This window comes from Rhodococcus sp. BS-15 (genome assembly GCF_000813105.1).
Taxonomy (GTDB): Bacteria; Actinomycetota; Actinomycetes; order Mycobacteriales; family Mycobacteriaceae; genus Rhodococcoides.
Genome location: NZ_BAOX01000130.1, coordinates 1 through 12628, shown reverse-complemented (window position 1 = coordinate 12628; position 12628 = coordinate 1). Strand labels below are relative to the sequence as shown.

The following is a 12628-nucleotide window of genomic DNA, read 5'->3' as shown; positions in this document are numbered from 1 at the left end:
CCAGTACCGAGGCCGTCGATCTGGTGTTGCTCGACATCGGCCTGCCCGACGCCAGCGGCATCGACGTGGCCGCCGCGCTCGGCGGTCTGCGGCCGAGCCTCGACGTCATCGCCATCACCTCCGAGCGGGACCTGTCGGTGGTGCGTTCGGCAGTGGCACACGGCATCGTGCTGTATCTGCTCAAGCCCTTCACGTTCGCTGCGTTCCGCGACAAGCTCGAGCGCTATCGCGAATTCCATGCCGCGTTGCCTGCCGGCGAGAACGCTTCCAGTCAGCGCGACATCGACCGTGCCATGGCGCATCTACGCACGGCCGACGAACGCGTCTCGACACCCAAGGGCATTGCCCCGCAGACGATGGACGGCATCACCGCGAGCATCAAGGAGGCGGCCGACGGACTCAATGCATCCGAGGCCGCCAAGGTCGTCGGAGTGTCCCGAGTGACGGCGTGGCGCTACCTCGAACGACTGGCCGACGACGGACTGGTCACCCGGCACACCGAATACGGTAAGGCCGGGCGACCGCAGGTCCGCTACGTGTGGCGCTGACGCGCCAGTGGTGCGGTCAAGTGCCCCAGAGGGCACCTGATCACGCCACTGCGGCGCCAGCCGCTCTCACGATCCAGGCGTACTCGAAGGCCGCCTCTTTCCATTTCTCGTAGCGTCCGCTGACTCCGCCGTGTCCGGCGCTCATTTCGGTCTTGAGCAACAGGTCCGAGTCACCGGTCTTCGTTGCTCGCAGTGCAGCAACCCATTTCGCGGGCTCGACGTACAGAACGCGGGTGTCGTTGATGGACGTGATCGCCAGGATCGACGGGTAGTCCTTGGCCTCGACGTTCTCGTAAGGGCTGTACGACTTCATGTAGTCGTACACCTCCTTGCTGGCCAACGGGTTTCCCCATTCGTCCCATTCGATGACCGTCAGCGGCAGTGACGGGTCGAGGATGGAGGTGAGCGGATCGACGAACGGAACGTTGGCGAGGATGCCGTTGAACAGCTCCGGTGCCATGTTGGCCACCGCTCCCATCAGCAGTCCGCCAGCACTGCCGCCGTCGGCGACCAGGTGTTTCGGTGAGGTCCGTCCGGTGTCGATGAGATGCTGTGCGGCAGCGATGAAGTCGGTGAAGGTGTTCTTCTTCTTCAGCGTCTTGCCGTTGTCGTACCAGTGCCGACCCATTTCACCACCGCCGCGCACGTGTGCGACGACGAAGACGATGCCGCGGTCGAGCAACGACAACCGAGCGACCGAGAACGACGGATCCATCGAGGCCTCGTACGATCCGTAGCCGTAGAGGAGCGTCGGCGCGGGGCCGTCGGGCACGTCTTTGCGCCGGATCACCGACAGCGGGACCTGAGTTCCGTCCGGCGCAGTGGCCCACTCACGATGCTGCACATAGTCCGCGGCGTCGAACTTCCCCAGAACCGGCTGCGACTTGCGGAGCAGCAGTTCGCCACTGGCGATGTCGAGGTCGTAGACCTGCCCGGGAGTGATGAACGAGGTGTAGACCATCCGCAGCAGCGGCTGATCCCATTCGGGGTTCGAGCCGGCCCCGACGGAGTAGAGCTCCTCGTCGAACTCGAGCTCGCGGTACTCGCCGTACCCCTCGCCGGTCAAGGGCCAGATCGCCATGCGGGTCAAGGCTTCTCGCCGATACGTGAAGATCAGGTGACCGGCGAACGCGTCGATGTCCTCGACCCGAACGTCGGCGCGATGCGGAACCAGAATGCGCTGATCGAGAGGGTCGGAGACCGGGGCCTCGGCGAGCAGGAAGTTCTCGGCCTTCTCCCCCTCGGTACCCCAGCCGTTGACCGAGCCGTTATGGGTGATGAGGAAGCGATCCTCGCCGGCCACGACAGCGTGTTCGATGCTGTACTCGATACCGTCCGTACGCGGCAGTACGACGCGGAACTCGCCCTCGGGATCGGTGGATTCGAGCACGAGGCACTCGGAGGTGATCTTCGAGCCGACCCAGATCATCAGGTACTTCTCGCTACGGGTGGAACCGAAACCGACCCAGTAACTTTCGTCTGGCTCGTGGAAGACCTTGACATCACCCGACTTGCCGAGGGTGTGCCGCCAAACGGTATCGGGACGCCAGGATTCGTCGACCGTCAGGTAGAACACGTGGGTGGCGTCGGCCGTCCAGGTAGCTCCGGGCGCGACGTTCTCGATGGTGTCGGCGAGCAGCTCGCCGGTCTCGAGGTTCTTGAAGCGCAGCGTGTAGCGCTCGTCGCCCTCGGTGTCGGTGGAATACGCCAGCAGCGTGCCGTCGAGGCTGATCGAGAACGCGCCGAGGGAGAAGAAGTCGTGGCCCTTCGCTTCTTCGTTGGCGTCGAGCAGGATCTGCTCACCGGGAACCTCCACATCGGACGAGAGCGTGGGCGGAGTCCAGTCGTCGGCAGAGTCGACGGGGCAACGGCATTGAAGCCCGTAGGACTGTCCCTCTACGGTGCGCGAGTAGTACCACCACTGCCCCATCCGCGTCGGCACGGACAGGTCGGTCTCCTGGGTTCGCGACTTGATCTCGTCGAAGATCTTGTCGCGTAACGACTCCAGACCTGCAGTCTGCTGCTCGGTGTAGGCGTTCTCGGCTTCGAGGTAGGCGATCACCTCGGGATCTTCCTTGGCGCGCAACCACTCGTAGTTGTCGATGAACGTGTCGCCGTGATGGGTGCGCTCGTGCGGCACCTTCTTGGCAACGGGTGGGGTGATCGTCATGGCGTGACCCAATCGTCGAAGTTCAGGCCCGAGATGCGCTCGTAGGCCTCGATGTAGCGGCTGCGGGTTGCGGCGACGATGTCGTCGGGCAACGGTGGCGGTGGAGTGTCGGAGCTGCGATCCCAGCCGGATTCGCCCGTCAACCAGTCGCGGACGAACTGCTTGTCGAAGCTGGGCTGGACGCGACCTTCCTGGTACGAATCGGCAGGCCAGTAGCGTGAGGAATCAGGGGTGAGAACCTCGTCGGCGAGGACGAGGTTGCCGTCGGCATCGGTACCGAACTCGAACTTTGTGTCCGCGAGAATGATTCCGCGTTCCAGAGCGAAGTTGGCTGCGCGCGAGTAGATCTCGATGGTGTCCTCGCGCAACTTGAACGCGAGTTCGGCACCGACCTGCTCGACGGCCTGGTCGAAGGTGATGTTCTCGTCGTGATAGCCAGTTCGGCCTTGGACGCGGGGGTGAAGATCGCCTCGCCGAGCTTGCTGGATTCCACGAGCCCGGAGGGAAGCTGCACGCCGCACACAGCTCCGGTCGCGTTGTAGTCCGCCAACCCGGATCCGGTGAGGTAGCCGCGCGCGACGCATTCGATCGGCACCATGTTCAGCTTCTTCACCACCAGGGCGCGGCCGAGTAGTTCGGCGGGAATGCGTTCGTCGAGCGGATCGCCGGCCAGATGGTTGACGCCGCCGAGTTCCTCGAAGAAGAACACGCTCATGGCCGTCAACACGCGCCCCTTGTCCGGAATCGGGGTGTCGAGGATGTGGTCGTAGGCCGAGATTCGGTCGCTCGCGACGAGCAACAGATGCGCGTCGTCGATCGTGTACAGATCGCGGACCTTGCCGCCGGCCAGATGCTCGTAGCTACTCAGTGATGGTCGCACGGTGTTCAACACTATCTGGGCCGGTGGCCGCGAGGGTGCCGGCAGGCATCAGACTGGTAGCCGTGGCAACGAACAACACGACGTCGGATGTCGGATTCCGCTCCGAACGCGGACCGATACTGGTTGCGCTGATGCTCAGCACGTCTCTGGTCGCCCTCGATGCGACCATCATCGCCACGGCGGTGCTGTCCATCGTCGACGACCTGGGCGGGTTCACGCAGTTTCCGTGGCTGTTCTCCATCTATCTTCTGGCGCAGGCGGTATCGGTGCCGCTGTACGGCAAACTGGCAGACCTGTTCGGCCGCAAGAAGATCATGCTGTTCGGCATCGCGGTGTTTCTGCTCGGCTCCATCCTGTGCGGCCTGGCCTGGAGCATGCCCGCCCTGATCGCCTTCCGGGCGGTCCAGGGCCTCGGTGCTGGTGCCGTGCAGCCGATGGCCATCACCATCGCCGGCGATATCTACACCCTGGCCGAGCGCGCCAAGGTGCAGGGCTACCTGGCCAGCGTTTGGGCGATGTCCTCGGTACTGGGCCCGGCACTCGGCGGTGTCTTCTCCGAGTTCCTGACGTGGCGCTGGATCTTCTTCGTCAACATCCCGCTGTGCGCGCTGGCCGCGGTGATGCTGTGGCGCAAGTTCGACGAGGGAGCTGTCGAACGCACCAAACCCAAGATCGACTACCTCGGTGCCGGCCTGCTGACGGTGGGCGCAGCGATGGTGCTGCTCGGGCTGCTCGAGGGCGGACAGTCCTGGGCATGGAACTCCCCCGTCAGCATCGCTATCTTCGCCGCCGGAGTCTCCTTGCTGGCCGCTTTTGCAGTGGTTCAGACCAAAGTCGAGGAGCCGATCCTGCCGCTGTGGGTGTTCACGCGTCGGGTCCTGGTGGTCAGCAGTACCATTTCGCTGCTCGTCGGCGCTCTGATCCTCGGCTTGACCTCGTACGTTCCGACGTTCGTGCAGGGCGTGCTCGGCACCGGCGCGATCGTTGCCGGCTTCGCGCTGTCCACCCTCACGCTCGGCTGGCCCATCGCAGCATCCCTCTCCGGACGGGTGTACCTCCGGTTCGGTTTCCGCACCACGGCGCTCATCGGTGCCTCCATCGCGGTCGTCGGAGCGGCATTCGCCACCGGCCTCGGTGCCGGTTCACAGGTGTGGCAGGTGGGCGCGGTGTGCTTCGTGATCGGCCTCGGTATGGGCCTGATCGCCAGCCCTACGCTCATCGCCGCACAGTCGAGCGTCGAGTGGTCCGAGCGCGGCGTCGCCACCTCGACCAACATGTTCGCCCGCTCCATCGGCAGCGCAGTCGGGGTCGCGGTCTTCGGTGCCATCGTCAACTCACGCATCTCCGACGACCCGAGCCCCGAACAACTGTCAGACGCCATCCATCCGGTCTTTCTGGGTGTCCTGGCGGCGGCAGCGGTGATGGCCGTCGCGGCGCTGTTCATGCCCAAGCGTGGAGCGGAACCGACTCGATAGCGTCCCTTTCGGTAGCTTGTGCGCATGGCCCTGATTCATCACGCGACGCTCGTTCCATCGAAACTGGACGCCATCGCAGCGTGGCTTCCGACGCAGGAGTGGTCTGCCCGTCGGGATATCACCGGACTCGAGGCCGTGGCTGCGTATCGATTCGACGATCCCGACGGCGAGGTCGGTATCGAGACACATCTCCTGCATTCGGCGTCGGGCATCGTGTTTCAGGTACCCCTGACGTACCGCAGCGCACCGCTGCCCGGGGCAGACGCTTATCTCGTTGCCACGATGCAACATTCGGTGCTCGGCACACGCTGGGTCTACGACGGCGTCCGCGATCCGGTGTACGTGGAGGTCACCACCGCGGCCATCGTCGAGGCCGCGGGTCAGGCAGAGCTGGTGGTGCAGACGGCCGACGGTTCTCGATCGGTGCGTGAATCCACCACGCAGGTGCGGGGTTCCGGTGGAAGCGCCTTGACGTCACCCCACCTGCAGGTCCGGCGCGTGATCGATGCGACTCCGACCGAGCTGCCCCATCTGCTGGGTACCTGGCCGGGCCAGGACGAGCCGATCGTGCTGGTGGAGTTGCGAAACTAGTCCAACGAGGACTGAAACCAGTGCACCGGCGATGTCACGGAGACCTCCACGGCGGTACCGGGAGCGAAGCGGTCGGCGGTTCGGGCGATGGCGCGAAGCAGGAGCCCGGTATCGCTGTGCCGCAGGGTCACCGAGGATTCGGGGCCGGTGAAGAACTCGTGTTCGACGACGAATGCGCCGTCCTTGCGCTCCGAGACCGCCAGCTGCTCGGGCCGGAGCAACGCCTGCCCGTTTCCCGTCGCTCGAGTGGTGCATTCGAGACGCCCGAGGACGGTGTCGACGTGGCCCCCCTGGGCCGCGGCGTCCACGAAGTAGGCGTCGCCGACGAAGCGCGCGACCGCAGGTGTGGCGGGTCGCTCGTACACCTCACGCGGTGTGTCGATCTGGGCGCAGCGACCACCCAGCAGCACGGCAACTCGATCGGCAGTTCCGAGTGCCTCGGCCCGGTCGTGGGTGACGAGGATCGACGCGGTCTTGCTGGACTGCAACAACTCTCGTACGTCCTGACGAATCGAGGTACGCAGCCCCGCGTCGAGGGCGGCGAACGGCTCGTCCATCAACACCACCGACGGAGCCGGTGCGAGCGCACGCGCCAACGCGATGCGCTGCTGCTGACCACCCGAGAGCTCGCTGGGCTTGACCCCACCGGCATCGGGTAGTCCGACGAGCTCGAGCATCTCGTCCACGCGTCGAGTGCGCTCCCCACGACCGGACAGGTAGGGCCGCAGAAACCCTGCACGCAAACCGAATTCGATGTTCCTCCGTACCGTCAGGTGCGGGAAGAGCCCACCTTCCTGCGGCATCAGGCCGATCTCCCGCTTCTCCGGCGGCACCTGAATCTGCCCCGCCACCGAGATGTCCCGCCCGTCCGAGGTGATCCGGCCCGCGTCGATGCGGTGCAGTCCCGCTATGGATCGCAACAGGGTCGTCTTGCCGCAGCCGGAGGGGCCGAGAACGGCGAGCATCTCGCCGTCGCCGAGGTCGAGATCGATGCCGTGCAGCACGGCCGTACTGCCGTACGAGGCAACGAGTCCGGAAATCACCATGCTCATGGCAGTGCTACTCGCTTCCGCGTCGTGCGCCCCAGCGCCCGTGTCAGGACGACCGTAGGGACCACCGAGATCAGGATCAGGGCCAGGGCGTAGGGAGCCGCCTCGCCGTATCGGAACGCCTCGGTGGTGGACCACAGCGTAGTGGCGAGCGTATCGACTCCCCGAGGGCGCAGCATCAACGTCGCAGGTAGCTCCTTGGCGACGGTCAGGAACACCAGAGCAGCACCGGCGGCGATGCCGGGGGCCGCGATCGGAATCGTCACTCGAAGGTCGGTACGCATCCGACCCGCGCCCAGGGTCCGTGAGACATCCTCGAGGACAACGGGAGTCGCGTCGACGACCGCTCGCGTGCTGCCGACGGCCAGCGGCAGAAACAGCACCACGTACGCCAATACCAGCAGCACCGCCGTCTGGTAGAACGACGGCAGAAACCTGATTCCGAGGAAGACCGTGGCGAGCCCGACGGTGATACCCGGTAGCCCGTGCGCGATGTAGGTGGACAACTCGGCACCGCGGGCGGCCCTCGACGTGGATCGGGCCGCGAACAGCGCGACCGGCAGCGCCAGCACGGCCACCACCACCGCGGCGGTCGCGGAGTACTGAACGGTCTTGGCCGTGACGGCCAGCACGTCCACCCAATCGAAGGTGAACCGCAACGACCGGCTCAGCCATCGCGCCAAGGCCAGTATCGGTACCACCACCGAGAGAGTCAGTGCCGCAACGACAACGGCCAGAGCCGGCATGCGCCACCGGCCGAGGACGATCGGCTCGGCCTGCCGGTCGGTTCCCGATCCCACCCTCGCCGTGGCACCGCGTCGGGCACGCCGTTCGAGGAGGGTGAGCACCAACGCGCCCACCACGAGGACCAGTCCGAGGACGGCGGCCGCGGTGCGATCGAGTCCCCCGCGGTACGCACTGTAGATGCCGAGTGTGAAGGCGTCGTATCGCATCAGAGCCACCGCCCCGAAGTCACTGATGGTGTACAGCGCGACCAGCAGCGCGCCTGCTGCCGCGGCGGGAACCACGCGACGGCACTCGACGGTCAGCGCCGTGCGCACAGCGCCTCGACCGAGGGTTCGCGAGACCTCGGCCAACGATGGGTCCGCGGTGGAGAACGCCGCGGACACCGGCAGCATCACCAGCGGGAAGCAAGACAACGTGAGCACCAGGCTGCACCGGAAAACCCTGCCAACGAGGGGAACTCGGCGATCCACAGGTACCCGGACACGTACGACGGGATGGCGAGTGGAGCGGCGAGGACCATCGCGAAGAAGCGCCGTCCCGGTAGATCGGTACGGACGGTCAGCCACGCCAGCAGAGTCCCGACCACGACGGACGCGACGAGCACGGTGAGAGTGAGTGTTGCCGTGCGGATCGCGAGATCGAGTGTGCGTTGCCGCAGGAGCAATCGCAGAACCTTCTCGGTTCCGCCGTCGAACGCTCGAACGAACAGGTACACCAGGGGTGTCAGCGTCAGCGCTCCCACGCACAACGCGGTCGTCCCGAGAACGGGACGACCGCCGAAGTGGCGCCGCCGAAGCGGCTGGAGTGCAGACGTGGGCACCGACTAGATGATTCCGACGTCGGTGAGGAGAGTCTGAGTGGCCTCGAGGGACGAGAGCTGACCCAGATCGAGATCGGTCGAGCCCAGCTCGGACAGCGGCGGCAGGTCGTAATCGGAGGTGACTCCGTCGATGACGGGGTATTCGGCGGTCTCGTTCGCGAAGTAGGTCTGCGATTCGGTCGAGAGCAACTCGCGCACGAAGTCGAATGCCGCTTCCTGGTTGTCCGAGGCAGCCAGCACACCGGCACCGGCGACGTTGATCAGCGCGCCGGGGTCACCGGGCTCGAAGTAGTGCAGCTCGACCGGGGCGTCGTCGCCGTTCTCTTCCTTGAAGGGGTACCAGTAGTAGTGGTTGGTCAGACCGGCGGAGACCTGTCCGTCGTTGACGGCGGTCAGCAGCGGGCCGTTGCCCTCGAAGGCGACGGGCTCGTTGGCGACGAAGGCTTCGAGCCACGTGCGGGCTCCGTCTTCGCCGCGCTGCACACGCAGGGCGGTGACGAATGCCTGGAAGGACGCATTGGTCGGTGCGTAGCCGATCTGTCCGCGCCAGCGGGGATCGAGCAGACCGTCGATACCGGTCGGCAGATCGCCGGCCTGCACCGAATCGGAGTTGTAGGCCAGCACGCGGGCCCGGGCGGAGGTGGCGACCCAGGTGCCGTCGGCACCGCGGTACTGCTCGGGAACGAGGGAGAGGATGTCCTCGGGCAGCGGTGCGAGAGCGCCCGCCTCGTCGAGGGCACCGAGTGCTCCTGCATCCTGACCGTAGAAGACGTCTGCCGGGGTCGCGTCGCCCTCTTCGAGGATCTTTGCGGCCTGGGCGTTGGTGTTGCCCGAGTAGTCGACCTCGATGCCGCCACCGATGCGCTCGATCAGTGGGTCGACGAGCTCTTCACCGCGGCCTGAGTACACCACGAGTGCGGACTCGGCGGTGGCGGACTCGGAGGTGGACGTGCCGTCGTCGGACGAGCCTTCCGAGCTGCATGCGACGAGACCGAGGGCGAGGGTTGCGCTGAACGAGAGCAGCGCCAAACGGCGAACGGTGAACACGGTTCTCCTGACGAAAACGGGTCATTCGGACAATTCGATGAAAGTACACCACAAAGGTGAGGCTCAGCTACTTTCCCTCCGGGATTGAACGTCCGGCCGCCCGGGCATTCGCGCCCCATGACTTCTCGCGTACTCGTCACCGGTGCCAGCATTGCCGGTCCCACCGTGGCTTTCTGGCTGGACCGGGCAGGCTTCGAGGTCACCGTCCTCGAACGCTCACCGCAACTGCGACTCGGCGGCCAGAACATCGACGTTCGCGGCTCCGGCCGCGAGGTGCTGCGGCGCATGGGCCTGGACGCAACCCTCCTCGCGAACGGCACCACCGAGAAGGGCACCCGCTTCGTCGACGACGCCGACGCCACCATCGCGGCCTTCCCGGCCGGCGACGGAACCCACGACGGCCCGACGGCGGAGTTGGAGATTCTGCGCGGCGAGTTCGCGCGGATTCTGGTCGAATCCGCCGGACCGCGAACCGAGTATCGCTACGGCGATCGCGTCGTCGACGTGGCCCAAGATGCCGACGGAGTCGATGTGACATTCGCGGCGGGACCGTCCGAGCGATTCGATCTGGTTCTCTTCGCCGACGGAATCCGCTCCAGCAGCAGGGAACTGGTGTTTTCCGGAGAGGCCGAGACCACTCCCGTCGGCCTGTACACCGCCTACGGCGTACTGCCGAAGGGACCGAGCGACGACGGCTGGTGGCGTTGGTACAACGCGCCCGGATCCCGAGTGGCGAATCTACGACCTGACAACCTCGGCACGACGCGGTTCAGCCTCTCCTGGGTGTCCGACGCCGGCGGGTACGAGGGAGCGTCGGACGAACAGGTCGTTGCTGCGCTACGAGCGCAGTTCGCCGGTGTCGGTTGGGAAGTGCCCCGGATCCTGGACTCGCTGGGACCGGACTCGGAACTGTACGTCGACTATCTGGCGCAGGTGAAGGCCCCGCGCTGGTCGAAAGGCAGAATCGGTGTGCTCGGCGATGCCGCCTGGTGCGCAACGCCGTTGAGCGGCATGGGTACCACGTTGTCGGTCACAGGCGCGTACGTGCTCGCCGGCGAACTCGCACGGACGAGCGATCATCGCGCCGGGTTCGAGGCCTTCGAGGCGCGCATGCGCCCGTTCGTCGATCAGGCTCAGAAACTCCCACCCGGCGTCCCTCGCGTCGCGCATCCGAAGACCTCGGTGGGCGTCGCCGCATTCCGCACCGTACTGCGCCTGGCCGGATCCAAGCCGGTGCAGGCCGTGAGCAGCACGTTCCTCGGTCCCGACGCGGCGACACTCGAGCTGCCGGACTACGAGTTCGACAACGCAGGCTAGAGCCCCACCCGCTCGAGCAGCGCGTCGAAGGCCTCGCTGGCCTCCTGCTCGGAACGGCCGGATTCGATGACGCCGTTGTACACCGCCAGCGCCTCCTCCTGATATTGCTTGTATTTCTCGAGCCACTTCTCGGAGTCGGCACGCCAGTATCCGATGATGTCGAAATACGCGATCTCGTAACCCAATTCCTTGCGGAAGTGCTTGCGCACCCGACGCGAGGACGACGCCTCGCCGGCGAACCACACGTACCCACGTCCCTCGGGCACGGGGTAGGCCAGCGCCGCGTCGTCGAGAACGCTTGCGCTGTCGCCGTTTCCGGATCCGATGCGCCAGTCGAACGTGACGTCGGCCAAGGTCTCGAAGGATTGGATGTCGCCGCGTTCGAGAACCTCGACAATCGCGTGCGCCCGCATTCCTGCGGGCAACTGCTCGACGAGTCGGCCGAGCGCGGGCAACCCGGTCATGTCCGCGACCAGCAGCAGCCATTCGACGTCGGCGGGCGGTGAATACCAGGATCGCGGGCGGGTGAACAGCACGGTCTGCCCCGGGACGGCCTGCTGGGCCCAGGTGGATGCGACACCGCCCTCGTGTGCGAAGAAGTCGATGGTCAGCTCACCGCGCTCCGGATCGAGACGACGAATGGTGTAGTTGCGACCCTCTGGGGCGTCGTCGAGACCGTGGAACCACCAGAACCCGTCCACCTCGGTCATCGGCGGCGGGACAGCTTCGCCTGCCCGGGGAAAATAGACTCCGACGCATTCGTCGGGCACACCGAGCGTGCGGTAGCCGGCGACATGTTCGCCGCCGAACGTCACGCGCACCATGTGCACCGTGAGTCGTTCCACCGCAACGACGTCGGCGTAGTAGAAGCCACGCGGTTGTTCACTCATCTTCGTCCTCGATACATATCTCGACGTAACTCCTGCGAGAAACCCTCAGGCTGACTCGGAGCCGTTCTTCCTCGACTCTAAACTAAGCCTTGCCTAGCCTGCGACCGACCACCTTGGGGATCACCAACGGAGTGTGCGATTCCGGATCGTCGATGATGCGACACGGCAGCCCGAAGACAGCCTCGACCAGCTCGGCGGTGACGACGTCGGCGGGCGCGCCCTCGGTGACCACCGCGCCGTCCTTCATCGCGATGATGTGGTCGGCGTACCGGCAGGCGTGATTGAGGTCGTGCAGCACAGCGACGAGAGTGCGACCGTTCTCGCGGTTGAGAGTGGCCAACAGGTCGAGCAGCTCGATCTGGTGGGCGATGTCGAGAAAGGTGGTCGGCTCGTCCAACAGCAACAGCGGCGTCTGCTGCGCCAGAACCATTGCCACCCAGACGCGTTGCTGCTGCCCGCCGGACAGTTCGTCCACCGGACGAGCAGACAGCGATGTCACCGCCGTTGCGTTCATGGCCTCGATCACCGCAGCCTCGTCCGTCGTCGACCACTGCCTGATCAGCTTCTGATGCGGATAGCGGCCCCGCGCAACGAGATCGGCCACCGAGATACCGTCGGGTGCGATGGAGGTCTGCGGAAGCAGGCCGAGGCGTCGGGCAACTTCTTTCGCGGGGTACGACGAGATCGCCTTCCCGTCCAGCAGAATGGTTCCGTGCGAGGGCTTCAGTAGCCGCGAGAGTGCCCGCAGCAGAGTCGATTTACCGCAGGCATTCGGTCCGACGATGACGGTGAACTTGCCGTCGGGGATCTCGACGGTCAGGTTCTCGCTGATGACGCTCCTGTCGTATCCGACCGTGATGTCGTCGGTGTGCAACCGAGGCTTCGTCACTGCTTCCTGCCTTCCCGCGCCAACAACCACACGAAGTATGCGCCGCCGACCGATACGGTCACCACACCCACCGGCAGCTGAGTGGGAGCGAAGGCGCGCTGCGCAACAACGTCGCTCACGACCAGCAGCAGCGCTCCCATGCACGCGGCGGGCACCATCGCCACTGACGAGGTGCCGGTGAGGCGGCGCGCCAGCTGCGGCGCGA

The 12628-nt window shown here is 65.7% G+C and carries 12 protein-coding genes and 1 pseudogene; 4 read left to right on the top strand and 9 right to left on the bottom strand.

Annotated elements, in window-relative coordinates; genetic code table 11:
• On the top strand, nt 1–548 hold a 548-nt coding region (locus RHBS_RS15565; protein ID WP_128645978.1), incomplete at its 5' end, for a response regulator.
• A gap of 40 nt (nt 549–588) precedes the next feature.
• On the opposite strand, the gene RHBS_RS15560 is transcribed toward RHBS_RS15565, so the two are convergent.
• Nucleotides 589–2718 (bottom strand): S9 family peptidase, encoded by a 2130-nt coding sequence (locus RHBS_RS15560; RefSeq protein WP_121870822.1) that lies wholly within the window; start codon nt 2716–2718, stop codon nt 589–591.
• A pseudogene (locus RHBS_RS15555) lies at nt 2715–3598 on the bottom strand (phosphoribosylaminoimidazolesuccinocarboxamide synthase). The gene RHBS_RS15560 and the pseudogene RHBS_RS15555 overlap by 4 nt, the downstream one beginning before the upstream one ends.
• A 62-nt stretch (nt 3599–3660) precedes the next feature.
• Between RHBS_RS15555 and RHBS_RS15550 the strand changes: the two are divergent.
• Both RHBS_RS15550 and RHBS_RS15545 read left to right on the top strand, forming a co-directional pair.
• Nucleotides 3661–5073, top strand: coding sequence for an MDR family MFS transporter (locus tag RHBS_RS15550; RefSeq protein WP_121872666.1), 1413 nt, complete (start codon nt 3661–3663; stop codon nt 5071–5073).
• Between the two features lie 24 nt (nt 5074–5097).
• Nucleotides 5098–5664: a hypothetical protein gene (locus tag RHBS_RS15545; RefSeq protein ID WP_128645977.1), complete on the top strand. Its 567-nt coding sequence runs from the start codon at nt 5098–5100 to the stop codon at nt 5662–5664.
• On the opposite strand, the gene RHBS_RS15540 is transcribed toward RHBS_RS15545, so the two are convergent.
• From RHBS_RS15540 to RHBS_RS15530, 4 genes are read right to left on the bottom strand one after another with little or no spacing between them, the layout of a single operon-like run.
• A complete protein-coding gene (locus RHBS_RS15540; RefSeq protein ID WP_128645976.1) occupies nt 5661–6716 on the bottom strand; it encodes an ABC transporter ATP-binding protein in 1056 nt (351 codons plus the stop codon). The two genes, RHBS_RS15545 and RHBS_RS15540, sit on opposite strands and share 4 nt — an antisense overlap.
• Nucleotides 6713–7882 carry an iron ABC transporter permease gene (locus RHBS_RS15535; RefSeq protein ID WP_237669265.1) on the bottom strand — a complete coding sequence of 390 codons (1170 nt, stop codon included), beginning with the start codon at nt 7880–7882 and terminating at the stop codon, nt 6713–6715. Before RHBS_RS15535 ends, RHBS_RS15540 begins: the two co-directional genes overlap by 4 nt.
• Nucleotides 7852–8280: a hypothetical protein gene (locus tag RHBS_RS30680; RefSeq protein ID WP_237669264.1), complete on the bottom strand. Its 429-nt coding sequence runs from the start codon at nt 8278–8280 to the stop codon at nt 7852–7854. Before RHBS_RS30680 ends, RHBS_RS15535 begins: the two co-directional genes overlap by 31 nt.
• 3 nt (nt 8281–8283) lie before the next feature.
• On the bottom strand, nt 8284–9327 hold the full coding sequence (locus tag RHBS_RS15530) for an iron ABC transporter substrate-binding protein (protein ID WP_128645975.1): 1044 nt from the start codon (nt 9325–9327) through the stop codon (nt 8284–8286).
• Nucleotides 9328–9444: 117 nt separating this feature from the next.
• Here RHBS_RS15530 and RHBS_RS15525 point away from each other — a divergent pair, with 117 nt between their 5' ends.
• Complete coding sequence (locus RHBS_RS15525; RefSeq protein WP_128645974.1) at nt 9445–10644, top strand: FAD-dependent monooxygenase; 1200 nt, start codon at nt 9445–9447, stop codon at nt 10642–10644.
• On the opposite strand, the gene RHBS_RS15520 is transcribed toward RHBS_RS15525, so the two are convergent.
• The 3 genes from RHBS_RS15520 to RHBS_RS15510 form a co-directional block, all read right to left on the bottom strand.
• Nucleotides 10641–11534 carry a siderophore-interacting protein gene (locus RHBS_RS15520; RefSeq protein ID WP_121870827.1) on the bottom strand — a complete coding sequence of 298 codons (894 nt, stop codon included), beginning with the start codon at nt 11532–11534 and terminating at the stop codon, nt 10641–10643. The genes RHBS_RS15525 and RHBS_RS15520 overlap by 4 nt on opposite strands.
• Nucleotides 11535–11616: 82 nt before the next feature.
• The gene (locus tag RHBS_RS15515; RefSeq protein ID WP_128645973.1) at nt 11617–12423 is read right to left on the bottom strand and encodes an ABC transporter ATP-binding protein; all 807 of its coding nucleotides are present in this window, start codon (nt 12421–12423) and stop codon (nt 11617–11619) included.
• The coding region (locus RHBS_RS15510; protein ID WP_145977525.1) for an iron chelate uptake ABC transporter family permease subunit at nt 12420–12628 on the bottom strand (209 nt) is incomplete at its 5' end. The genes RHBS_RS15515 and RHBS_RS15510, both read right to left, overlap by 4 nt.

What these genes read in the sequence shown, in the direction of transcription:
- RHBS_RS15560 (WP_121870822.1), bottom strand. Translation starts at nt 2,718, where the DNA reads ATGACGATCACCCCACCCGTTGCCAAGAAGGTGCCGCACGAGCGCACC.
- RHBS_RS15545 (WP_128645977.1), top strand. Translation starts at nt 5,098, where the DNA reads ATGGCCCTGATTCATCACGCGACGCTCGTTCCATCGAAACTGGACGCC.
- RHBS_RS15540 (WP_128645976.1), bottom strand. Translation starts at nt 6,716, where the DNA reads ATGAGCATGGTGATTTCCGGACTCGTTGCCTCGTACGGCAGTACGGCC.
- RHBS_RS15525 (WP_128645974.1), top strand. Translation starts at nt 9,445, where the DNA reads ATGACTTCTCGCGTACTCGTCACCGGTGCCAGCATTGCCGGTCCCACC.
- RHBS_RS15520 (WP_121870827.1), bottom strand. Translation starts at nt 11,534, where the DNA reads ATGAGTGAACAACCGCGTGGCTTCTACTACGCCGACGTCGTTGCGGTG.